Source organism: Nocardia flavorosea (assembly GCF_015477805.1).
GTDB classification, from domain to species: domain Bacteria; phylum Actinomycetota; class Actinomycetes; order Mycobacteriales; family Mycobacteriaceae; genus Nocardia; species Nocardia flavorosea_A.
In genome coordinates this window covers 677,369-700,254 of record NZ_JADLQL010000001.1, presented here as the reverse complement: position 1 = coordinate 700,254, position 22,886 = coordinate 677,369, and the positions used below count along the sequence as shown (strand labels likewise).

Sequence of the window (22,886 nt, the reverse complement as noted above, 5' to 3'; positions counted from 1 at the left end):
TCGGCCGATGCGGGCGAGAACAATAGCGGATCGGCGCGGGGGCCGTCGCTGCCGGTTCCGGTTACTCGTTGGTAGCGGTGGCCACGGACGCTCGCCGGCGGCGCCCCCGCTAGCATCGAAGGGGCGGGCTGAATGCCCGTTAACCAAAGTATTCGCTGAGCTGGGCGGATGCCAAGGTACCCGCGCACGCAGTTGGTGCGCTTGTACTGGAACGACAAGAGGGAACAGGGTATGCCGATTGCTGCAGAGCCCGCGGCCGGGGCTGATCCGTCCTCGTCCGCGGTGCCCGAATATCCCGCCTGGCGCAAGGGTGTGGCGGGTGTGCTGGCCAAGGCCCGCAAGGTCGATGCGGCCGAACTCGGTGCGGAACCCGAAAAGCTGCTGAACCAGACCACCTACGACGGGCTGGATATCGCACCGCTGTACACGCGCCGGAACGAACTGCCCGAGCAGCCGCTGCCCGGTGCCTACCCGTTCGTCCGCGGCGGCGATGCCACTCGCGATGTCCATCGTGGCTGGTTCGTCAATGTCCGTATCGACGCCGCCGAGGCGGTGACCGCGAACCGGGAGCTGACCGCCGGTCTGGAGAACGGCGCGAGCGCCGTGGAACTCACCGTAGGTACGCACGGGGTGCCGGTGGGGGATCTGGCTGCCGCGCTCGACGGCCTGCTGTTCGAACTGGCACCGCTGACCCTGCGCGCGGGTATCGAGTCAGCCGAGGCTGCCGCGGCCGTCTACGAGGTGGTCGACGGGTATTCGACGCCCGACCGTGCCGCGATCCGGATTTCCCTCGGCGCGGCTCCGCTCACCGCCGCGTTCGCCGGAACCGATGACCTCGGCCTCGCCGAGACGACAGCCCTGGCGGTCGCCGCCGGTCGGCGCCCCGAAACCGTCCGCGCGATCACCGTGGACGGCACCGTCTTCCACGATGCCGGTGCATCCGACGCCCAGGAGCTGGGTGCCGCGGTCGCCGCCGGACTCGAATATCTGCGCGCGCTCTCCGGGGAGATGCCGGTCGCCGAGGCGCTGCGCCAGGTGGAGTTCCGGTTCGCCGCCACCGACGATCAGTTCGCCACCATCGCCAAGTTCCGGGCCGCGCGCCGCCTGTGGGCGCGGGTCGCCCATGCCCTCGGCGCACCGTCGCAAGGCGCGGCTCCCCAGCACGCGGTGACCTCTGCCGCGATGATGAGCCGGCGCGACCCCTGGGTGAACCTGTTGCGTACCACCCTGGCCGCCTTCGGCGCCGGCGTCGGCGGCGCGGATACCGTCACCGTTCTGCCGTTCGATTCCGCGCTGCCCGCCGGTGAACTCGGCGTCTCGGCATCGTTCTCGGAACGGATGGCCCGTAACACCCAGCTGCTGCTGCTCGAGGAATCCCACCTCGGGCATGTGCACGACCCCGGTGCGGGTTCGTGGTACGTCGAGCAGTACACCGCCGACCTGGCCGGTGCCGCCTGGCAGTTCATGCAGGACCTCGAGGCCGCCGGTGGCTATCGCGCGGCGCTGGACTCCGGCGTGCTCGGCACGCGGATAGCTGCGACGAAAACGCGGCGGGACAGCGATATCGCGCACCGCCGCACCGCCGTCACCGGTGTCAACGAATTCCCGAACCTGGCGGAGGCCCCCTTGTCGGAGGCCGCTCGTACGGCCGGGCCGGGACAGCGGTACGGCGCCGCGTTCGAAGCGCTGCGCGATCGTTCGGATACCTATCTGGCGGCGCACGGCACCCGGCCGCAGGCGCTGCTGGTGCCGCTGGGCACGGTGGCCGAGCACAATGTGCGAGTCACCTTCACTGCCAACCTGCTGGCGTCCGGCGGTATCGAATCGGTGAATCCGGGCCCCCTGGCCGACGGTGAGATCGCCGCGGCGGCAAAGGAAACCGGCGCGACGATCGCGGTGCTCTGCGGCACCGACGCCCGGTACGGCACCGATGCCGCGGCGGCGGTGGAACAACTGCGCAGCGCCGGTGTCGAGACGGTACTGCTGGCCGGGCCCGAAAAAGTCGTGAACGGTATCGAGGAGGCCCGCCGTCCGGACGGGTTCCTGGCGGCCCGGATCGACGCGGTCGCCGCCCTGACCGCCCTGCTGGAGAAGGTGGGAGCCTGATGACGACACAGCGAATCGAGCAGGTGGTCGGCAGTTTCGCCGAGGTGCCGCTCACGGAACCGGGTTTCACTCCCGCCGCATCCGACGAGAGCGCACGTGACGCCTTCGTCCGGAAATCGGCCACGGCCAACAACTACGCCCCCGAACAGCTGGTGTGGTCGACCCCCGAGGGGATCGATGTACCGCCGGTGTTCACGAAGGCCGACCGGGACGCGGTTGCCGCGGCGGGTTTCCCGCTGGACAGCGTTCCCGGTGTCGCGCCGTTCGTGCGCGGACCGTATCCGACCATGTACGTGAACCAGCCGTGGACGATCCGCCAGTACGCGGGTTTCTCCACCGCGGCCGATTCCAACGCCTTCTACCGCCGTAACCTGCAGGCCGGTCAGAAGGGCCTGTCGGTGGCGTTCGACCTGGCCACCCACCGCGGATACGACTCCGACCATCCGCGCGTCCAGGGCGATGTGGGAATGGCGGGTGTCGCCATCGATTCCATTCTCGATATGCGCCAGCTCTTCGACCAGATCCCGCTCGACCAGGTCAGCGTCTCGATGACGATGAACGGCGCGGTGCTGCCGATCCTGGCGCTGTACGTGGTGGCGGCCGAAGAACAAGGTGTGGCGCCGGAACAGCTGGCCGGAACGATTCAGAACGATATTCTGAAAGAGTTCATGGTCCGCAACACCTATATCTATCCGCCGAAACCGTCGATGCGGATCATCTCCGATATCTTCGCCTACACCAGCGCGAAGATGCCGAAGTTCAATTCCATCTCCATTTCCGGCTACCACATCCAGGAAGCCGGTGCGACCGCCGATCTCGAGCTTGCCTACACCCTCGCCGACGGCGTGGAATACCTGCGCGCCGGAATCGACGCCGGAATGGAGATCGACAAGTTCGCGCCCCGGCTGTCGTTCTTCTGGGCCATCGGCATGAATTTCTTCATGGAGGTCGCCAAGCTGCGCGCGGGCCGGTTGCTGTGGAGCGAACTGGTCGCGAAGTTCGATCCGAAGAATCCGAAATCGCTGTCGCTGCGGACCCATTCGCAGACCTCGGGCTGGTCGCTGACCGCGCAGGACGCCTACAACAACGTGGCGCGGACCTGTATCGAGGCGATGGCGGCGACCCAGGGCCACACCCAGTCGCTGCACACCAACGCCCTCGACGAGGCGCTCGCGCTGCCTACCGATTTTTCGGCCCGGATCGCGCGTAACACCCAGTTGCTCATCCAGCAGGAGTCCAACACGACCCGCCCGATCGACCCGTGGGGCGGTTCCTACTACGTCGAATGGCTGACCCATCAGCTCGCCGAACGCGCTCGCGCGCATATCGCCGAGGTGGAGGCGCACGGCGGGATGGCGCAGGCCATCGGTGAGGGCATCCCGAAGCTGCGGATCGAGGAAGCCGCGGCCCGGACCCAGGCCCGCATCGACACCGGCCAGCAGCCGGTGATCGGCGTGAACAAGTACCAGGTCGCCGAGGATCACGAGGTCGAGGTCCTCAAGGTCGAGAATTCGCGGGTGCGTGCCGAACAGCTCGAGAAGCTGCGACAGTTGCGCGCCGATCGCGACCCGGACGCGGTGGAACGGGCATTGGCCGAATTGACGAGGGCCGCCGGCTCTTCCGAAGGCGGGATGGCGAACAACCTGCTGGCGCTGGCCATCGACGCCGCGCGCGCGAAGGCGACCGTCGGTGAGATCTCCGACGCGCTGGAGAAGGTCTACGGCCGGCATCAGGCCGAGATCCGTACCCTGTCCGGTGTGTATCGCGACGAGGCCGGCAAGGTCACCAATATCACCACCGCCGGGGATCTGGTGGAGGAGTTCGCCGAGGCCGAGGGGCGGCGTCCGCGCATCCTGGTCGCGAAGATGGGCCAAGACGGCCACGACCGCGGCCAGAAGGTGATCGCCACGGCCTTCGCCGACCTCGGTTTCGACGTCGATGTGGGCCCGCTGTTCCAGACCCCCGAAGAGGTGGCCCGCCAGGCCGCGGACAACGACGTGCACGTCGTCGGTGTGTCCTCGCTGGCGGCCGGTCACCTCACGCTGGTGCCCGCCCTGCGGCAGGCATTGGCCGATGTCGGCCGGCCCGACATCATGGTCATCGTCGGCGGCGTCATTCCGCCCGGTGACTTCGACGAGCTCTACGAGGCGGGCGCCGCGGCGATCTTCCCGCCGGGCACGGTGATCGCGGACGCCGCGATCGACCTGCTGCGTAAGCTCGGCGCCGCGCTCGGTCACGTGCTCGGTTCCGGCGCAACCGGTGGCGAGGCGAATACGCAGAAATGAACGCGCGCGCCATCGACGTCGACGCGCTCGCGCAGGCGGTCCGCTCCGGTGAGCGGGCCGCCCTTGCCCGGGCGATCACCCTGGTCGAATCCACCCGGACCGACCATCGGGAGCAGGCCCAGCAGCTGCTGCTGAAACTGACCCCGGAACCCGGTGCGTCCCTGTCGAACCGGGTCGGGATCACCGGCGTACCCGGGGTGGGCAAGTCCACCTTCATCGACGCGCTGGGTATGAGCCTGATCCAGCAGGGGCATCGGGTCGCGGTACTGGCGGTGGATCCCTCGTCCACCCGGACCGGCGGGTCGATCCTCGGTGACAAGACCCGGATGGCGCGGCTGTCGGTGGAGGCGAACGCCTTCATCCGGCCCTCGCCGACCGCCGGGACGCTCGGCGGTGTCGCCAAGGCCACCCGTGAGACCATCGCGCTGCTCGAAGCGGCCGGTTACGACGTGATCCTGGTGGAAACCGTCGGCGTCGGCCAGTCCGAGGTGACGGTGGCGAATATGGTCGACGTGTTCTGCTTTCTCACCTTGGCTCGCACCGGCGATCAGCTGCAGGGCATCAAGAAGGGCGTGCTGGAACTGGCCGATCTGGTCGCGGTCAACAAGGCCGACGGTAAACATGAGATCGAGGCCAAGGGCGCGGCCCGGGAACTGTCCGGCGCGCTACGGCTCATCCATCCGCACGATGCGCTGTGGAAACCGCCCGTGCTCACCATGAGCGGCCTCGAGGGTACCGGGCTGGACAAGTTCTGGCAGACCGTACTGGACCACCGCCGGGTGCTCACCGAGGCGGGGGAGTTCGCCGAGAAGCGGCGCCGCCAGCAGGTCGACTGGACGTGGACCATGGTGCACGATCAACTGCTGCGCCGGCTGGCCGACAATCCGAAGGTGAAATCGATTCGCGGGGAAGTGGAGTCGCAGGTGCGGGCGGGTGCGCTCACTGCGGCGCTCGCCGCGGAACGGTTACTGGACGCCTTCGACAGCTGATCGAGGTCTCCGGCGGTGCACGCGTTGTCGGAGACTCCCGTCCTTCGATAAATGATGATCTGTAGATATGCGCACTAATATATGTACTCGGGCGGTGCCGCACCGTTCTGACGGGGTGGTGCGGGCAGTTCGGCTCGGAGGTCAATCGAGAGCAAAAAGCGTTGCAGCTGTTCGGTAACAGACCGCGCGCAGCCAGTCGTCGCCGAGGTCCAGGCGTTCCAGTGCCTGGACGGCGTGGCGATAGGGATAGGGGATATTCGGGAAATCGCTGCCGAACATGATCCGGTCACCGTAATCGGCCAGTCGCTTCCGGGCGTCGGGCGGGAACGGGCTACCGTCCTCGGCGAAATCGGTGAAGGCCATGGTGGTATCGAGGTGGACACCGGGATAGCGGTCGGCGAGATCGAGGAATTCGCGATACTCGGGCATACCCATATGCGCCACGATCAGGCGTAGCCGCGGGAATCGGCGAAGTACCTCGGTGATCGGTTCGGGGCCGGTGAACGCACCGGGGGCCGGGCCGGAACCGCAGTGGATCACCGTCGGGACCTGTGCGTCGGTGAGCGCACCCCAGACGGGTTCCAATAGGGGATCGCGGGGATCGTAGGCACCCACCTGGATATGGGCCTTGAAGACCTGTGCACCCCGCTCCAGTGCGTCCGGTACGTATCCGGCCGCGGCCGGTTCGGGATAGAACGTCGCCGTATGCAGGCATTCCGGGACGTCGGCGGCGAACTTCGCCGTCCAGTCGTTGAGCCAGGCAGCCATCTCCGGGCGGTGCGGGTACGCCAGCGCCGTGAACGCGTGGACCCCGAACCGCCGTAGGGTCGCGAGCCGGACCGGTTCCTCGTCCCGGTACGTGATCGGCCACGGACGGCCGGTGAGCGGCCCCGCCGAATCGAAGTATGCCCAGACCTTGCGCAGCACCCGGTGCGGCATGAAATGGGTGTGCACGTCGATCAGGCCGGGCAGGCCGAGACCCTGCCGGAACTGCGTCAGGTACGCCTCGTCGGCCGGGATCTCGGAGACACCGGGGGTGGTCACTGGCTTGCTCTCCTCAGGTCTCGGGTCAGCTCGATTCGGTGATGAGCCGTTGTTCGCCGGCGGTCGCGGGGAACCGCGCGCGGGCGTAGTCGCCGATCCGGGTGATCAGCCGGTCGAAGAACCGGTCGGGGTCGGCGGCGACGACGATATCGGCGTTGGGTGGGCGTCCCCACATACCCGCCCAGTCGGCGACGGTGGTGGCCCGGGTGAGGGTTCCGGCGAGTTCCACATCCACCGTCGCCGGCCGGGTCCGGGCGAGGGTGGGATCCAGGGCCACGGCCGCCGCGAACGGATCGTGCATATGGGCCAGATACCCGAGGTCGTAGCCGTGGTGGAAATCGAAATAGAAGCGGACGGCGTCGGTGACATGGCGGATGATCGGATTGCTCGCGGCCGACCGCGTCGTCGGCGGGTCCGCCGGCGATACTGTTTCGATCGGGAAGCTGGCGGCCCGGCTCGCCAACCGGGTGAGATGTGCGGGCCGCATCTCGATGGTTTCGGTGATATCGAGTGCGCACACCACGGGACGCCGGTGCGCGGGCGCAGCGGAGAAGGCATCGAAAACGAGTTTCGCGGCTTCGGGGTCGACGTGGACGTTCCACTCGTTGGTGGGAGTGGTGTTACCCGGGTGGTTGAACGCCCCGCCCATGATCACCAGCCGGCGCAGTAGCTGCGGGAGCTCGGGTTCGATTCGCAGCGCGAGGGCGAGGTTGGTGAGCGGCCCGGTGCACAGGCCGAGTAGTTCACCGGGGTGCGCTCGCGCCAGGTCGGCCCACATCTGCGCCGCGCTGCGGTCGGAGATCCGCCGGGCGGGGGCAGGGAGTTCGGCATATCCGACGCCCTGCGGACCGTGGGTGTCCTCGGTGGTGCGCAGCGGTACCTCCAGCGGGTCGGCCGCGCCCAGTGCTACCTCGATGTCGGGTGCGCCGACCAGGTCCAGCCAGGCCAGGCTGTTGATCGCGACCTGCCCGGCGGGCACATTCCCGGCGGTGGCGGCGATTCCGGCGATCTCGGCATCCGGGCTGGCGAGCAGATACAGCAGGGCGAGGGAATCGTCCACGCCGGTATCCACATCCATGATGATCCGCTGCCGCACTCCCCGAGCCTAGTGGGCGTCGACAGGTGTACGAGTCCGCGCCCCGGCCGGCACGTGGCGCGATGGCCTTGCCGGCCCCTGTGCAGGTCGATTCAGACTGGCCGCAACCTGGCTACCGGGCCCGTGTGGCGGGGTGAGAACTCTTTGTCGCCCGCCCGGCCCTGGGTGGCGACCTCCACGTCGCGGGCTCCGGTCGTACGTGCCACCAGCTCGCAGAACATGACGCGGTCACGTCACGTGACGCATTTCGGCCATGTGGGCGTGGGCGACAGAAGTTCAGTCCCGCGTGGGCCAGTAGTTCTCGGTCGCGGGCCGCCGGGGGAGCGGTGCCGAATCGCCGACCTCGGTGAGGCCCAGATGGAACAGCATGCCGACGGTAACCAGGCTGACACTCACGATGAGCGGTGTGAGCAGTTGCGCGGCACCCGCCCCCGCCGGCGGCATTTGGTGCTGCTGATCGCCGATATGCATAGCGAACATCCCGGTGTAGTGCATACCGGCCACGGCCACCCCCATAGCCAGAGCGGCGCCGAGAGTGGCCGGCGTGCCCCGCACATTGAGCGTGAACCACAGTGCGGCGGTCGCGGCGAGTACCGCGATGATCAGCGACAGGATGACGGTCGGTCCGTCGTAACCGATCTCCACATCGGTTTTCATCGCGTACATGCCGGCGTAGTGCATGGCGCCCACGCCGAGTCCGGTCACCACGCCGCCGATCAGCAAGCCTCGGGTGCCCAGCCGGCGCTGCTGGGCCAGGCACAGCCCGAGCCAGACGACGACCATCGCGATCAGGGCGCTGGCCAGCGTAACGGGGACGTTGTATTTGATGGCGCCACCGTCGATCCGGAATCCGAGCATCGCGATGAAATGCATAACCCAGATTCCGGTGCCGCCGATGGCGACCGCGGCGGCGATGAGCCAGCCGTCCAGAATCGAATTGCCGCGTACCCGGCTCATGCACCGTAGTCCTAGCAACGACCCGGTGAACGACATGACGTAAGCGACCACGGGGGTGAGCCAGCCGTGACTGAAGTGGTCGATCTCCACCGGGACCTCCTCGCTGGACGGAATCCCTACCGCACGACGGCGGAATGCGGGCATTTCCGGAACGGTGAACGTGCAGGGAGAGAATTTAAAGGAGGTATATCGTAAAAAACAAGGGCCGCAGAAGGGACATCAGGCGTATCGGAGACAATCGGGTGTCGGGGGCGGCGCCGGTGGCGCCGAAGCGCTGTCGCGAAACCCGGACCCGCACGCGGCGGCCATTATTGCCTATCGGGCCGGGCCGGATGTTTTCCGGTTGCGCTGTGGCGCACCGGCGGGCAGCGTAGGCTGCGGGCAACCTCGAAGGAGACCCATGCCTGGCACATCCAGCCGTCCCACCCCTGTCGATCACGAGCTACCCGAGGCCGAACTGGCCGAGTTCGCCGAGATCCGCAGCGCCGAGCGGGCCGAGGTCGCCCGCCGCAGCGCCATCGCCGCCCGGATCGTCGCGGGACACTCCACCGACGCCGCGGACTGTCGCAACCTGCTCGCGATGCTGGGTCTCGATGCGGAGGCGGGTAAACTCGCCGGTCTGCAGACCTGATCCCGGCCGATCCGGCCGGAATATCGGCGCATCGCCGGGACGCAGCACTCTCCTGGCGCAGGGTTGAGCCGGTGATGGCGCAACCCCGTACTCTCGGGAGCATGTCCGATACGGCGCTGCTCGATGACGATCGCCCGGTACCCCACGAGGACGCAGTCGACGATCTCATCGCGCTGATCGGAGACCGGCGCGTGGTCGTGCTCACCGGTGCCGGGATCTCGACCGACAGCGGTATCCCCGATTACCGGGGGCCCGATTCGCCGCCGCGAAATCCGATGACCTACCAGCAGTTCGTGGGCGATCCGGAATTCCGCCGGCGGTACTGGGCCCGTAATCACGTCGGCTGGCGGTATATGGACGCCGCCCGGCCGAACGACGGGCACCGTGCGCTGGTCACCCTCGAGCGTCGCGATGTGGTGGCCGGAGTGATCACCCAGAATGTCGACCTGCTGCACACCAAAGCGGGCAGCAGGCGGGTGATCGACCTCCACGGTAGTTACGCACAGGTCCGCTGCCTGGCCTGCGGTGAGCGGATCTCCCGGATGACGCTCGCCGACCGGCTGGAACGCGTCAATCCCGGTTTCGGCGTCTCCTCGGTGACCGGTCTGGAGGTCGCGCCCGACGCGGACGCGGTGGTCGAGGATATCGCCGGTTTCCGCATGGTCGATTGCGCCCGCTGCGGCGGACTGTTGAAGCCGGATATCGTCTATTTCGGCGAGAATGTGCCGCCGGAGCGGGTGGCAGCAGCCAATGAACTGGTGGATGCGGCCGAGGTGATCCTCGTCGCGGGCTCGAGTTTGACGGTATGGTCCGGCCGGCGTTTCGTTCATCGCGTCGCCCGCCGCGGCGGCACCGTACTCATCGTCAACCGCGGCGCCACCCGCGGTGACAGCGTGGCCGCGCGCACGGTGGATGCCGGCTGCTCGCCGATCCTGGCCCGGCTGGCCGGTCGCTTCGCCGACCGTCGCCCTGCCGCACCATACGGCAACCGATGATCGGGCGGTCGCCGGCGTGCACGCTGATCGGAGCTGAATCCGGGCCGCGTACCCTGCGGGTATGCGGAGCACACTGATCGCGGTACACACGGGGAACACCGAGACGGTCCGGGATATCACCGGTGAATGCTCGGAATTCGTCCGGCAGGCCGGCGGTGACGGGCTGTTGCATGTTTTCGTTCCACACGCCACCGCGGGCGTCGCCATCATCGAACTGGGCGCCCGCAGCGACGACGATCTGCTGGCCGCTTTGCGGGATCTGTTGCCGGCCGATGACCGCTGGCGGCATGCGCACGGTTCGCGCGGGCACGGTCGCTCCCATGTCCTCCCGGCGCTTATCGCGCCCTACGCGACGGTCCCGGTGCTCGACGGCGAACTCGCCCTGGGCACCTGGCAATCCATCGCCCTGGTCGATGTGAACGTCGACAATCCCGACCGGCAGGTGCGGCTGTCGTTCCTGACCTCCGCGGGGTGAGCGGGAGCGCCGGGTAACGTCGCGGGTATGAGCAGTCTCGGCGTCGCGATCATCGGGTACGGCCTGGCCGGTGCGGTATTCCACGCACCGCTGATCGCCGCCGAACCACGGTTGCGGGTGGCCACGGTGGTGACGGGATCACCGGAACGGGGCCGGCAGGCCCGGCGTGAGCATCCGGGTGTCCGGGTTGTGCCGGATGCCGATGCCCTGTTCGCCGATCTGTCCGGGATCGATGTGGTGGTCGTCGCCGCACCCAACCGCACCCATGCCGACCTGGCATTGCGAGCGCTCGCGGCAGGTGTCGCGGTGGTGGTGGACAAGCCGTTCGCGGTATCCGCCGCCGCGGCGGCCGAGGTGGTCCGGTACGCCGCGGACACCGGCCGCGTGCTCACGGTGTTCCAGAATCGGCGGTGGGACGGGGATTTCCGGACGGTCGGGGAACTGGCCGGGTCGGGCCGGTTGGGCCGGGTGCGCCGGTTCGAATCCCGGTTCGAACGCTGGCGGCCGGTGCCCAAGAGCGGCTGGCGGGAGACCGGTAGTGCCGCCGATGCCGCCGGTACCCTCTTCGACCTGGGTAGCCACCTCGTCGATCAAGCACTGACCCTCTTCGGTCCGGTCGGCGCCGTCTACTGCGAGCTCGACTCCCGGCGCCCCGGGGTGAGCACCGACGACGATGTCTTCCTGGCGTTGACCCACACCGGCGGCGTCCGCTCCCATCTGTGGGCCAGTGCGGTGGCGCCGCGCCTCGGCCCGCGCTTCCGGGTACTCGGCGAGAAGGCCGGCTACGAGGTCTACGGGATGGATCCGCAGGAAGCGGCACTGCGCAGCGGCCGGCGTCCCGATGACGGAAAGCCCTGGGGAATCGTGGAACCCGAACGGTACGGAATCCTCGGCGCGGATCCGGAGGAGTCGGTGTATCCGAGTTTGCCCGGCGATTATCTCGCCTTCTACCGCGCCCTGGCCGATGCGATACTCGACGGTGCGCCGGTCCCGGTCGACCCGCGCGATGCTCTGGCCGGTCTGCAAATCCTCGAGGCCGCCCGGGAGTCGGCGGGTTCGGGCAGTGTGGTGCATCCTGGACAAGCTGGCGGAGTTGACTGAGGGCACGGTGCCGCAGTTGTATCCGCGGAATCGGCCGAACACTACTCGAGCGTCGGCTTACCGGGCCATGATGGAGTCATGGCCCGACCTACGTCTCCTATCGATTCGGCGACCGGCTCCCGGAATCTGCTGCGCACCTGCCCGCTGTGCGAGGCGGTATGCGGTCTGGAACTCACCCTGGACGCCGACGACCGGGTGACCGCGGTCCGCGGCGATCGGCACGATCCGTTCAGCGCCGGTTTCCTCTGTCCGAAAGGGGCGAGTTTCGGCCGCCTCGACAGCGACCCCGATCGGCTCACCGAGCCGATGATCCGGGACCGCGCGAGCGGCGCCTGGCGCACCGCGAGCTGGGACGATGCCTTCGATCTGATCGCCGAACGTATTCCCGCGATCAAGTCCGCGCACGGCAGCCAGGCGGTCGCGCTGTACCTGGGCAACCCGAACGCCCACACCGTCGCGGGCACCCTGTACGCGCCGGCGCTGATCCGCGCGCTCGGCACGAAGAACCTGTTCTCCGCCAGCACCGCCGATCAGATGCCCAAACAGCTGGCCTGCGGTCTGCTCTTCGGCGACCCGCTGGCCGTGCCGGTGCCCGACCTCGATCGCACCGGCTATCTGCTGATGCTCGGCGCCAATCCGCTCGAATCCAACGGTTCGGTCTGCACCGCCCCGGATTTCCCCGGCCGGCTGCGCGCGCTGCGGAAACGTGGCGGCCGGCTGGTCGTGGTCGATCCGCGGCGCACCCGGACGGCCGCCGTCGCCGACGAACATCTCTTCATCCGGCCGGGCGCCGATACCTATCTGCTCTTCGGGATCGTGCACACCCTGTTCGCCGAAGAGCTCACCGATATCGCCGTCGACGCGAACGGGGTGGACGAGGTGCGGGCCGCGGCCGCGGACTTCCCGCCGGAACTGGTAGCCGAGCGCACCGGGGTGCCCGCCGATACGGTGCGTCGTCTGGCGCGTGAGCTGGCCGCCGCTCCCACCGCCGCGGTGTATGCCCGGATCGGTACCTGCACCGCGGAATTCGGCACCCTGACGCAATGGCTGGTCGACGTACTCAATGTGCTGACCGGCAATCTCGACCGTCCCGGCGGGGTCATGTTCGCGACCGCCGCGGCGCGCGGCATCGTCCGCACCAAACCCTTCCGGCCCGGCCGGTGGCGCAGCCGGGTGCGGCAGCTGCCGGAGACGATGGGGGAACTGCCGGTCGCCACCCTCGTCGACGAGATCACCACGCCGGGTGAGGGCCAGGTCCGGGCTCTGATCACCGTGGCGGGCAATCCCGTGTTGTCCGCGCCGAGCGGTCCCCGGCTGAACGAAGCGTTTGCCGGCCTGGAATTCATGGTGAGCGTCGATCGCTACCTCAACGAGACCACCCGGCACGCCGATGTGATCCTGCCGCCGCCCCGCCCGGTGCAGTCCCCGCACTACGACTTCGCGCTGCTGCAGTTCGCGGTGCGTAACTACGCCAGGTACTCCCCGCCGCTGGTGCCGCTGCGAGACCGGCCCACAGAGGCCGCCGTGTATGTGCGGCTGAGTGCGGCGGTGAGCGGACAACCGCACAACCCCACCGCGGATTTCGATCCGCTCGCCGCCTTCGACGAATTCGTTCTCGGCGATACGCTGCAACGCGCCGGTTTCCCGCAGCGCCGCCCGGACCTGCTCGGCGCCACCACGACCGAACAGCGCTTGGACCTGATGCTGCGCCTGGGCCCCTACGGTGCCTGGAACGGCGGCGACCTGAGTTTGCAGACGCTGCTGGACAATCCGCACGGTATCGATCTCGGTCCGCTGCGGCCCCGGCTTCCGGAGATCCTGCGAACCACGTCCGGGAAGGTCGAACTCGCGCCCGAGCCGCTGCTGGCCGATATCGAGCGACTGCGTGCCGGTTCGGCGTCGGCACCGGCGGATCTGGTGCTCATCGGGCGGCGTCACCTGCGCTCGAACAACAGCTGGATGCACAATATGGAACGCCTGGTCGGCGGTACCAATCGGTGCACGCTGCAGATCCATCCCGACGATATCGCCCGCCTCGGCCTCGGCGACTACGCGATCGTGAAATCGGCCGCCGGTGCACTGACCGTCCCCCTGGAACCGACCGACACGATCATGCCCGGGGTGGTGAGCCTGCCGCACGGCTGGGGCCACACGGACAGTGCGCAGCAGGTGGCCGCCGCGAATCCCGGAGTGAACGCCAATGCGCTGACCGATGATTCGGTCCTCGATGTACTTTCCGGCAATGCTGTGTTCAACGGGGTACCGGTCTCGGTGGCGCCGGCCTGACGGGTACTCGCTGCCGGTGCCGAACGCCGGTGTCACCGGCCGACGGCGCGACCGCCGACCGGGGCGTCGCACCGGCCGCGGGGCGTCACAGCAGCCGGTACACCCGACGCATGGATCGGTAGCCGGTTCGCCCGCGGTGTGATCGCCTGGTGTGGCGGCACCCTGAGATGAGTTGCCGGGCCCGGATCGGCGCGCGACCACCCTCGTTCGGTCCCGCGTGGTGGGCCGGGGCCTACCAATGGGTTGTCGCCACCGCCTATGTCACCACGGCGAAGGCCGGTCCGCTGCTTTTCCGCGCCATGGGTTCTCCGGCCGGCCGGATCGCACGGTTGCTCGCCGCACCGCTCGTTCGGTTCAACTACCTGTCGATCGTCGGCCTGCTCGATCCGCGGCCGCGGACTTCTGCGTGCCGGTCACGGTGATCCCGGGTGATTGATTCGCCCGGTTGGCTCAGCCTCCGCCGGGATGCGGGTACATGAGCGGCGCGAGGTAGCGCCGGGCGAATTCCCGCGCCGCCTCGGTATCGCCGAGCGGTAGTACGCCGCGCGGATTGGCGATGAACGAGATGGTGAGCCGGACGAACAGTTCGGCCACCACTTGCGGATCGAAACTGCCGAGTTCGCCGCGCTGCTGCCAATAGGCCAGGAAGCGCGCCACCAGGTCGCGCCCCTGGGCGACCGCGTCGTCGCCGGTGAGGAAGTCGGTGAGCTGCCCGGCGCCACCCGAGGAACGCAGACTGCGGGTGAGCAGCCGGGGTGCGGTGGCCTCGCTGACGAACGCGGCGAACATATCCGCCAGTGCGCCCACCGGCCCGGCCGACCGGTGCATCGCATCGGCGACGATCGTCGAGACGCGTTGTGATTCGGCCATCAGCGCGTAGCGCAGGATGGCCGATTTGGTGCCGAACCGCCGGTACACCGTGGCGACGCCGACTCCGGCGGTTTCGGCGATCCGGACCATGGTGGTGTCTTCGAATCCGTGCGCGGCGAAACATTCGCGGGCGGCGTCCACGATCGCGCGGGATCTGGTGTCCAACTGCTGCAGTTCGGTCCACGGTGCAGCGGCGGTCTCCATTCGCGCCAGCCTACCGGCTCGCCACGCGGCGGGATGATTCCCGAGCCGCGGCCGGCCGGGGAGGTGTAGTGCGCGAACCGCCATCGATGATAGTCTGAGGATGGTCAAACTATCACTCCTCTTTTTGTCCGAGGTGACGATATGGCGAACAACGCAACGGTGCGTCCCGCCGAAGAGTCCGCCGCTCCCCGGATCCGGCCCGAGGTCCTGCGTGAGTTCCGTAAACATTCCGGCAGTGTGCTGGCCGGCGTCTTCGCCGGGGCCGCTTTCGATCAGGTCGCCCTGGTGCCGGTGGCCGCCTCGGTGGATCGCACCGGCCGCTTCGCCGCCAACTTCGCCGACCGCGGCGTGCGCAGCAGCGCCTCGGCGATGATCGCGCTGTGGGGCGATTCCGACGACCGCCGTGCCGAGGCCGACTGGCTGAAACTGCGTCACCGCGACGTCCGCGGGACCGGTACCGCGGATTTCGGGGAGGTGAAATACAGTGCGCTGAGCCCGTTCACCTGGAAATGGATCGCGGTGAGCGGCATCTTCGTCGTCCTCAACACTTTCACCTACTGCACCGGTACCGAACTGCGGCCGGAAGAGGAAGAAGCGGCCTACCAACTGCTACGCGAGGCATTCGCTCACCTCGAACTGCCCAGTACCGCAGGTAAACTCCCCGTCGATCTGGCGGAAGCCCGCGCATATTACGCCGAGATGGCCACCGCGGAACTGCGCAGCAATCCGTTCCTGGTGGAGAAGTTCGCCGGTCTCACGAAGCTTCCACTGCCCACTCTCGGCCTGCCGGCGCCGGCCCGGCGGGCACTCACCCCGATGTGGCTGGTGGTGCGGCCGGTCGCGGGCCATGTGATTCAGGTGTGCTCGTCCAAGGCGATGCATCCGCGGGTGCAGGAGCTGACCGGTTTCGAACTGAAACCGCGTCACGATGTGGAGTTCGCCCTCTATGTCCGGCTCCTGCAGTGGGCCTGGCGCAACCTGCCCGACCGGCTGCTGCTCCAGCCATTGGCCTACAACCGATTCCGGTACGAGAAGCTGATCCGCACCCTCCGCGGTTTCGGCCTGGAATCCTTCGGCGTCCCCGAGGACCGGCGCTGAACCGCGCCGGAACAGCCTTGTCGCACACCCATGAACATCGCACCGGCACCGAGCTACGCCCGTGGGGCCCGCAGTCGCTGGGCCAGGATCCGCTCCACTGCCGCTTCGGCCCGCCGCTTCAGCGGTCTGGACGGGCCCGCCGCCGCGATCGAGGAAGGGCAGCGGCCGCGCCGGGTACATCGCGAGATCCGGGGCCTCGACGCGGCGGGCCGCCGCTATCACGCACTGGACGCCAACGCCTACCTGTGGGTCGCCGACACCGGATACTGGGCCGGCGCCGTCGTCCGGCGGCTCCACGCACAGGAGTCGACGATACGACCGAGGCAGCCCTCTACGCCGAATGGACCGATCAGGCCCGCGTGCTGCGCATCCCCGACCGGATGATCCCACGGACCGGGCCGCCTTCCGGACCTACATCGACCACACCGTCGCCACGGGACTGGAACGCAACAGCACCACCGATCTGCTCATCGAGCTGGACCGCCACCCCATGCCGCCGCCCCCGGAACTCCGGGTGCCCCGGTGGCTGTGGAATGTTCCGGCCGTGCCGGTGGCAGCGCTGCTGCGGCTAACCACCGCGGGCTACCTGCCGCCGGTACTGCGGCCGCGGCTGGGGGTCGAATGGTCGCCCGCGCGCCCGCCGGTTCGACCGGCTGGTGCGCGCGGGCGACCTACTGGATCCGTTGCTCCCGGAGCGTGCCCGCTATCCACTGTTCGGTCGGTCCACGCCCGCCGCGGGCTGCCCGCAGGGTGCGACCCGGTCCTGACACATGAGCTCTGCGCGGCTCGCAGGAATCACCACCGGTGCGTGGCCCCGGTTTACCGGAACCGAACGCCGAAGATATCGACCGCCCCGGTGCAGGGCAGAGACGCCGGGCCGTCGATCGGCCCGGCGCACGGTCAGCTGGTCCGGACCTCGGACCGATCCTCGCTCCACAGTGTGTGGTACTTACCCTCGGCATCCACCCGCTCATAGGTGTGCGCACCGAAGAAATCGCGCTGGGCCTGGGTGAGGGCCGCCGGCAGCCGGTCCGCGCGCAGCGCGTCGTAGTACGACAGCGACGAGGCGAACGCCGGCACCGGGATGCCCAGCAGGGTGGCGGTGGCGACCACCCGGCGCCAGCTGTCGATCGCGGTTTCGATCGCGCTCCGGAAATAGGGGTCCAGGATCAGGCTCGGCAGCGCCGGATCGGTTTCGTAGGCCTCCTTGATCCGGTTCAGGAAACGGGCCCGGATGATGCAGCCACCACGCCAGATGGTGGCCAGGTCACCGGGAGTCAGATCCCAGCCGTACTCCGCGCTGCCCGCGGCGATCTGATCGAAGCCCTGGGCGTAGGCGACGACCTTGGAGGCGTACAGGGCCTGCCGGATATCCTCGGTGAACTGGGCGATATCGGTCGGTTTGGCGGCGAGTTCGCCCGCGGCCAGATCCTTGGCGGCGGCGCGCTGGGCCCGCGACCCCGACAGCGCCCGGGCGAACACCGCCTCGGCGATACCGGTCACCGGGATACCGAGATCGAGCGCCGATTTCACCGTCCAGCGCCCGGTACCCTTCTGCTCCGCGGCATCGACGATCACATCGACCAGCGGTTTACCGGTTTTCGCATCCACCTGCCCGAGGACCTCGGCGGTGATCTCCACCAGATAGCTTTCCAGATCGCCGGAGTTCCACTGGGTGAAGATATCGGCGATCTGCTTCGGATCGAGATCCAAGGCCGCACGGAACAGGTGATAGGCCTCGCCGATCAGCTGCATATCCGCGTACTCGATACCGTTGTGCACCATCTTCACGAAATGCCCGGACCCGTCGGGACCGATATGGGTGCAGCACGGCGTGCCGTCGACCTGTGCGGCGATCGACTCCAGCAGCGGACCCAGCGATTCATAGGATTCGGCCGGCCCGCCCGGCATGATGGACGGCCCGTTGAGCGCGCCTTCCTCGCCGCCGGAGATACCGGCGCCGACGAAGTTCAGGCCGCGCTCGCGCAGCGCCGCCTCCCGGCGGATGGTGTCGGTGTAGAGGGCGTTACCGCCGTCGATGATGATATCGCCGGGCTCCATGGCCGCGGCGAGCTCTTCGATCACCGCGTCGGTGGCGTCACCGGCTTTCACCATGATGAGCACGCGCCGCGGCTTCTCCAGCGCCGCGACGAACTCGGCGACGGTTTCGGTGCGGATGAAATCACCGTCGCCGCCGTGCGCTGCCAGCAGCGCGTCGGTTTTGGCGACGCTGCGATTGTGCAGGGCCACGGTGTAGCCGTGCTTGGCGAAGTTACGAGCGATATTGCTGCCCATTACCGCCAGGCCGGTGACCCCGATCTGGGCACGCGCTGTGGAGGACGCCATGAACCTGCTCTTTCGTTCGACGGTTGTACATACCGGCCGGTCGCGCCGGAGCCCGCGAACAGGTGCGGTTCGCTCGCGAGTACGGCCGACTGCCTCACTTCTTTCTACCGGGTGGCGCGCGGCCCGCGCGCGCGGACCCGCCGCCGGCGGCCCGGTGCGCTGTCGCCGCGGCCGGTCGGAGCCCGATGACCCGGCGGCGCGAAACTCGGCGCGCGGCCCGGTGCCCGGGGTCGGCGCCGGGCTCGGCTCGGGCGCAACGGAACCGGTGCGGGCGACCGAAATACCGCGGGACGTTGCTGCGGCACGAGAACGGGTACAAGGCAGAAGTGCGGTGGAAATATCTGTTCGCGGTATCGAGCGCGGCGCTCGTCGCCGCCGTGTCATTGTTCGTCCCGTCTCCGGCGGCGGCCGCGCCGGGCCCACGGGTGGATGCGGAACGGCCGCTCGGCGGGCGCGCCGTTGCGCTGGACGTGTTCTCCCCGGCGATGAACAGGGTGATCACCAACCGGGTCATCCCGGCGGCCGGTGGCGGCCCCGCTCCCACGATCTACCTGCTCACCGGTATCGGCGGCGGGACCGACGGCATCTCCTGGTGGGACGATACCGATGTCCGCCAGTTCTTCGCCGACAAAAATGTGAACGTGGTGATGCCGATCGGCGGCGCGTACACCCTGTACACCGATTGGCATACCGACGATCCGGTGCTCGGCCGCGCCCGCTGGCAGACCTATCTCACCACGGAACTGCCGGCGGTGGTGGATGCCCGGTTCACGACGACCGGCCGCAACGCGATCGCCGGGGTGTCCATGAGCGGAGGATCGGCGGTGGACCTGGCGATCCAGGCGCCGGGCCGCTACCAGGCGGTCGCTTCCTACAGCGGCTGTCCTTGGTCCGCGGACGCGGCCGGGGTCGCGATGGTCGGCGCGCAGGTGCTGCGCGGTGGCGGTAATCCCGGCAATATGTGGGGCCCGCCCGGTGGCCCGGGGTGGCAGGCACACGACGCTTTCCGGCACGCCTCGCGGCTCGCGGGCACTGCGGTGTACCTGTCCGCGGCCTCGGGGATCCCGGGCACCATCGACCGCGGCTGGGGTTTCCCGCCCGTCGAGGCCGTCGCCAGTGCCTGCACCTCGGCCTTCGCCGGCCGGTTGGCGCAGATCGGTGTCGGCGCCGTACACATCGACCGCCCGGCCGGCGCGCACACCTGGGGACAGTTCGAATACGACCTGCACGATTCCTGGCCGTATCTCGCGCGAGCGATCGGGGCGTGAGTGTGCGGAGGACAGAATCGGATGGAGCGGCCTGCCGCTGCGGCACGAGCACGGTCTCGTCACAGCGGTGACACCGCGACGCGGTGCGGCAGCAATGACCGGGTCCTCGGTAACTCGCCGGTTCGGCGATCATGAACTTATGAAGGAACTGCGGTGCACCTACTGCGCCGGAACGGAGTTGGAGCCGGGTTTCCTGGAGGATCGCGGGGAGGGATCCGGCGGGCATGTGCGCTGGATCGAAGGCGCCCTCGAACGGGGAATTCTCGGCGGCGCCAAACGTCTCGGCCGGCCACGCCGCGCGGTCGACACCTACCGTTGCGTGCGCTGCGGTCATCTCGAGATGTTCGCCCGGCCCGAACGCGAATAGCGCCCTGGCCGTACCACCGGGCTGCCCGGCGAACCGAGGGTCGAGGGCACGGCTCGGGTCGTGTCGTCCGCGAGTAGCGGGAATCCGGTGCCCGGGTGCCGAACCCGGACGAGGTATGGCGTCGCGGGCTCCGATACACCAGGATGGACGGTATCGGGGACGGCGGGCGGGGACAGGACCGGGGTGTGATGGTGGACGTGAGGCGGAGCCGGGCTGTGCGCCGCGTGGCCGAGCAGGATGAGCGGGGCCCGCGATGACGGCCGCGGGCTGGGACCGGTTCCGGTTGTTCAATATCGGTGATCTGCTGATCCATCGGGGCCGGTCGCTCATGTCGCTGATCGTCATGGCCGTATCGGCGGCGCTGCTGGTCGCGGTGTTCAGTATTTCCGGCTCGGTGACCGGTTCGGTGGACGAGCTCGTCGCCGGCCTCGGTGGCGAGGCCCAGCTCGAGGTCAGCGGTATCACCGATGCCGGGTTCGGCCAGGACCTGCTGGGCCCGGTATCGGCGACCCCGGGGGTGCGGACGGCGGTGCCGATGCTGCGTGCGCAGACCGGTGCCGACGCGGACCGGGCAATGCTGGTCGGGGCGGATGCCCGGATCGCCGAACTCGGCAGTTCGCTCACCGGATCGCTCGGCTCGGATGCCGCGAAACTGCTGACCGTACCCAACGGCGTGCTGACCGGCGCGGCCATGGGATACCGGGAGGGAGAAACCTTTACGCTCGGCTCGGGCACCGCCACCGTGGCGGGCATCCTCGACACCGACGGCGCCGGGCAGCTCAACGGCGGGTATCTGATCGCCACCACCTTGGCGACCGCGCAGAAACTCACCGGTCGCACCGGGCAACTCGATTCGATTCAGATCATCGCCGAACCCGGCACCGATATCGAACGGCTGCGTACCGCACTGACCGATACGGTGGCGGGCCGGGCAGTCGTCGCCGACCCCGGCCTGCGGGCCGCCCAGGCCGGCGGTGCGGTGATGATCATCCGTTACTCCACGCTGATGGCCGCGGCGGCGGCGCTGGTGGTCTCGGCCTTCCTGATCTACAACGCCATGGCCATGGCGATCGCCCAGCGGCGCCCGGCATTGTCGCTGCTGCGGGCGATCGGCGGCCGCCGCGCACCGATGGTGCGTGACCTGCTGGGTGAGGCGGTGCTGGTCGGGATACTCGGCGGAATTCTCGGCTCGGGCGCGGGAATCGTCATGGGACGTATCGCCATCGACCAGTTGCCCGCCGCCATCGTGCAATCGGTGGAGGCCCGCACCGAATATCATGTGCCCGCCTATGCGATACCCGTGGCGGTTGCGTTGTGTGTGCTGGCCGGTGTGGCGGCCTCGGCGTTCGCGGCCCGCGCGGTGTACCGGGTACAGCCGATCGAGGCGCTGGTACCGGTGGGCGCCGCGGTCTCCGATACGGTACGCCCGGTGCTGCGCTGGGCAGCGGTGGTCCTCGGCCTGTTCATGGTGGGAGCCGCGGTGTACCTGGCCGAAACGGATTTCGGGATGTGGTCGCTGGCTTCGATCTCGCTGTCTTTCGGCGCAGCGATCGTTGTGTGTTTCGCGGCGACCGGGCCGATCGTGCGCGCGGCCGGGGGGATCGCCCGATTGTTCGGCGGCCCGGGTGCCTTGGGCGCCACCACCCTCGAACGCTCGCCCCGGCGGGTGTGGGCCACCGCGATGACAGTGCTGATCGGGGTGGCGGCCGTGGTGTCCACCGGCAGCGCGACCCGCAATGTGGTCGATTCGGCGGGGGCGAGTTTCGAGAATCTGGCCGCGACCGATTTCTGGGTCACCCCGGGGTCCATGGCGCAGTTCCCGACCGGTCCGCTGCTGCCCACCGGCCTCGCCGAACAAATCGAAGCGGTCCCCGGTGTGGCAGCGGTGAATCCGGCGCAGCTGGCATTCGCCAGCGTCGGCGCGGGCCGGGTGCTGCTGCAGGGGTTTCCTGCGGGCTCCGATAGTTCGCGGTTGAGCTCGCAGATCAGCCCGGAGACCGCCCGCTTGCTCGTCACCGGTCAGGGCGTGGTGGTCTCCCGGGATGTCGCGCGGTCGTTGCATATCGCCGCGGGCGATACCCTGACGCTGCCGACGCCGACCGGACGCCATGAGGTACAGGTCTTGCAGGTGATCCCGTACTTCTCCGCGATCGCCGGTGTGATCATGATGGATCTCGACCGGATGCGCGGCTGGTACCAGCGGCCGGGGGAGACCACTCTGGCCGTGGATTTGGCCCCGGGCGCCGACCCGGAAATTGTGCGCGCCGAATTGCGGCGGGTGGTGCCGCCGGAGCTGTATATCGACTCCGGCCGGGAAGCCGTCGCCGCCACCTCCGCCAGCCTGCGCCAGGGGACCGCACTGGCGACGAATATCCTCTGGATCGTCGTGCTGGTGGCGACCATTGCCCTGCTGAACACCCTGATGTTGTCGGTACTGGACCGCCGCCGCGAGATCGGGGTGCTGCGGGCGATGGGTACCAGCCGCCGGTTTCTCCTGCGGTCGGTACTGGCCGAGGCCGCCGGGATCGGGTTGATCGGTGCGGTTCTCGGGCTGCTCGTCGGTGCCGGGGTGCAGTACCTGTCCGCGATCGCCATCGGCCATGCGATGACCATCGATGTCGTCTACGAACCGAGTCCGCTGCTGGTGGTCTACGGGGTGGTGGCTCTGCTGCTGGCGCTGCTCGGCTCGATTCCGCCGGCCTTGCGGGCGGCGCGGATGCCGATCGTCGAAGCCCTCGCGGTGGACTGAGCGAGTGGAGCGCGGGTGG

At 68.7% G+C, this 22,886-nt stretch carries 20 protein-coding genes; 15 read left to right on the top strand and 5 right to left on the bottom strand.

Annotated features, from left to right (window positions below):
• Positions 1–231 precede the first annotated feature (231 nt).
• From IU448_RS03205 to meaB, 3 genes are read left to right on the top strand one after another with little or no spacing between them, the layout of a single operon-like run.
• Positions 232–2,106, top strand: a complete 1,875-nt coding sequence (locus IU448_RS03205; protein WP_195053966.1) for a methylmalonyl-CoA mutase family protein — start codon at positions 232–234, stop codon at positions 2,104–2,106.
• Complete coding sequence (gene scpA / locus IU448_RS03200; protein WP_195053965.1) at positions 2,106–4,391, top strand: methylmalonyl-CoA mutase; 2,286 nt, start codon at positions 2,106–2,108, stop codon at positions 4,389–4,391. Before IU448_RS03205 ends, scpA begins: the two co-directional genes overlap by 1 nt.
• On the top strand, positions 4,388–5,380 hold the full coding sequence (gene meaB, locus IU448_RS03195) for a methylmalonyl Co-A mutase-associated GTPase MeaB (RefSeq protein ID WP_195053964.1): 993 nt from the start codon (positions 4,388–4,390) through the stop codon (positions 5,378–5,380). Before scpA ends, meaB begins: the two co-directional genes overlap by 4 nt.
• Positions 5,381–5,521: 141 nt before the next feature.
• Here the strand turns inward: meaB and IU448_RS03190 are convergent, their stop codons facing one another.
• From IU448_RS03190 to IU448_RS03180, 3 genes are all read right to left on the bottom strand, one after another.
• Complete coding sequence (locus tag IU448_RS03190) at positions 5,522–6,424, bottom strand: amidohydrolase family protein (RefSeq protein ID WP_416382953.1); 903 nt, start codon at positions 6,422–6,424, stop codon at positions 5,522–5,524.
• Positions 6,425–6,449: 25 nt separating this feature from the next.
• Positions 6,450–7,502 (bottom strand): nucleoside hydrolase, encoded by a 1,053-nt coding sequence (locus tag IU448_RS03185; protein WP_195054998.1) that lies wholly within the window; start codon positions 7,500–7,502, stop codon positions 6,450–6,452.
• Positions 7,503–7,796: 294 nt separating this feature from the next.
• Positions 7,797–8,621, bottom strand: a complete 825-nt coding sequence (locus IU448_RS03180; protein ID WP_228812004.1) for an MHYT domain-containing protein — start codon at positions 8,619–8,621, stop codon at positions 7,797–7,799.
• A 256-nt stretch (positions 8,622–8,877) separates the two neighbouring features.
• Here IU448_RS03180 and IU448_RS03175 point away from each other — a divergent pair, with 256 nt between their 5' ends.
• The 6 genes from IU448_RS03175 (at position 8,878) to IU448_RS03150 (ending at position 14,387) form a co-directional block, all read left to right on the top strand.
• The gene (locus IU448_RS03175) at positions 8,878–9,108 is read left to right on the top strand and encodes a hypothetical protein (RefSeq protein ID WP_195055143.1); all 231 of its coding nucleotides are present in this window, start codon (positions 8,878–8,880) and stop codon (positions 9,106–9,108) included.
• Between the two features lie 101 nt (positions 9,109–9,209).
• Positions 9,210–10,103 carry a Sir2 family NAD-dependent protein deacetylase gene (locus tag IU448_RS03170; RefSeq protein WP_195053963.1) on the top strand — a complete coding sequence of 298 codons (894 nt, stop codon included), beginning with the start codon at positions 9,210–9,212 and terminating at the stop codon, positions 10,101–10,103.
• 61 nt (positions 10,104–10,164) lie between these two features.
• Complete coding sequence (locus IU448_RS03165; RefSeq protein ID WP_195053962.1) at positions 10,165–10,578, top strand: YjbQ family protein; 414 nt, start codon at positions 10,165–10,167, stop codon at positions 10,576–10,578.
• Between the two features lie 27 nt (positions 10,579–10,605).
• On the top strand, positions 10,606–11,679 hold the full coding sequence (locus tag IU448_RS03160) for a Gfo/Idh/MocA family oxidoreductase (protein ID WP_195053961.1): 1,074 nt from the start codon (positions 10,606–10,608) through the stop codon (positions 11,677–11,679).
• A gap of 78 nt (positions 11,680–11,757) precedes the next feature.
• Positions 11,758–13,965, top strand: coding sequence for a molybdopterin oxidoreductase family protein (locus IU448_RS03155; RefSeq protein ID WP_195053960.1), 2,208 nt, complete (start codon positions 11,758–11,760; stop codon positions 13,963–13,965).
• Positions 13,966–14,132: 167 nt separating this feature from the next.
• On the top strand, positions 14,133–14,387 hold the full coding sequence (locus IU448_RS03150) for a hypothetical protein (protein ID WP_195053959.1): 255 nt from the start codon (positions 14,133–14,135) through the stop codon (positions 14,385–14,387).
• Positions 14,388–14,415: 28 nt separating this feature from the next.
• On the opposite strand, the gene IU448_RS03145 is transcribed toward IU448_RS03150, so the two are convergent.
• Positions 14,416–15,039 carry a TetR/AcrR family transcriptional regulator gene (locus IU448_RS03145; RefSeq protein ID WP_195053958.1) on the bottom strand — a complete coding sequence of 208 codons (624 nt, stop codon included), beginning with the start codon at positions 15,037–15,039 and terminating at the stop codon, positions 14,416–14,418.
• A gap of 141 nt (positions 15,040–15,180) precedes the next feature.
• Here IU448_RS03145 and IU448_RS03140 point away from each other — a divergent pair, with 141 nt between their 5' ends.
• From IU448_RS03140 to IU448_RS29675, 3 genes are read left to right on the top strand one after another with little or no spacing between them, the layout of a single operon-like run.
• Positions 15,181–16,137, top strand: a complete 957-nt coding sequence (locus tag IU448_RS03140) for an oxygenase MpaB family protein (RefSeq protein WP_195053957.1) — start codon at positions 15,181–15,183, stop codon at positions 16,135–16,137.
• A 30-nt stretch (positions 16,138–16,167) separates the two neighbouring features.
• Positions 16,168–16,521, top strand: a complete 354-nt coding sequence (locus IU448_RS03135; protein WP_195053956.1) for an oxygenase MpaB family protein — start codon at positions 16,168–16,170, stop codon at positions 16,519–16,521.
• Entirely contained in the window at positions 16,478–17,113 is a 636-nt protein-coding gene (locus IU448_RS29675; protein ID WP_195053955.1) for an oxygenase MpaB family protein, read from the top strand. Before IU448_RS03135 ends, IU448_RS29675 begins: the two co-directional genes overlap by 44 nt.
• Here IU448_RS29675 and gndA read toward each other — a convergent pair.
• Entirely contained in the window at positions 17,038–18,483 is a 1,446-nt protein-coding gene (gndA, locus tag IU448_RS03125; RefSeq protein ID WP_195053954.1) for an NADP-dependent phosphogluconate dehydrogenase, read from the bottom strand. The genes IU448_RS29675 and gndA overlap by 76 nt on opposite strands.
• A gap of 326 nt (positions 18,484–18,809) precedes the next feature.
• Here gndA and IU448_RS03120 point away from each other — a divergent pair, with 326 nt between their 5' ends.
• The 3 genes from IU448_RS03120 to IU448_RS03110 all read left to right on the top strand — a co-directional run bounded on the left by IU448_RS03120 (position 18,810) and on the right by IU448_RS03110 (position 22,867).
• Positions 18,810–19,751, top strand: coding sequence for an alpha/beta hydrolase family protein (locus IU448_RS03120; RefSeq protein ID WP_324188491.1), 942 nt, complete (start codon positions 18,810–18,812; stop codon positions 19,749–19,751).
• 139 nt (positions 19,752–19,890) lie between these two features.
• The gene (locus IU448_RS03115; protein ID WP_195053952.1) at positions 19,891–20,118 is read left to right on the top strand and encodes a hypothetical protein; all 228 of its coding nucleotides are present in this window, start codon (positions 19,891–19,893) and stop codon (positions 20,116–20,118) included.
• Between the two features lie 253 nt (positions 20,119–20,371).
• Positions 20,372–22,867 carry an ABC transporter permease gene (locus IU448_RS03110; protein ID WP_195053951.1) on the top strand — a complete coding sequence of 832 codons (2,496 nt, stop codon included), beginning with the start codon at positions 20,372–20,374 and terminating at the stop codon, positions 22,865–22,867.
• Positions 22,868–22,886: the final 19 nt, after the last annotated feature.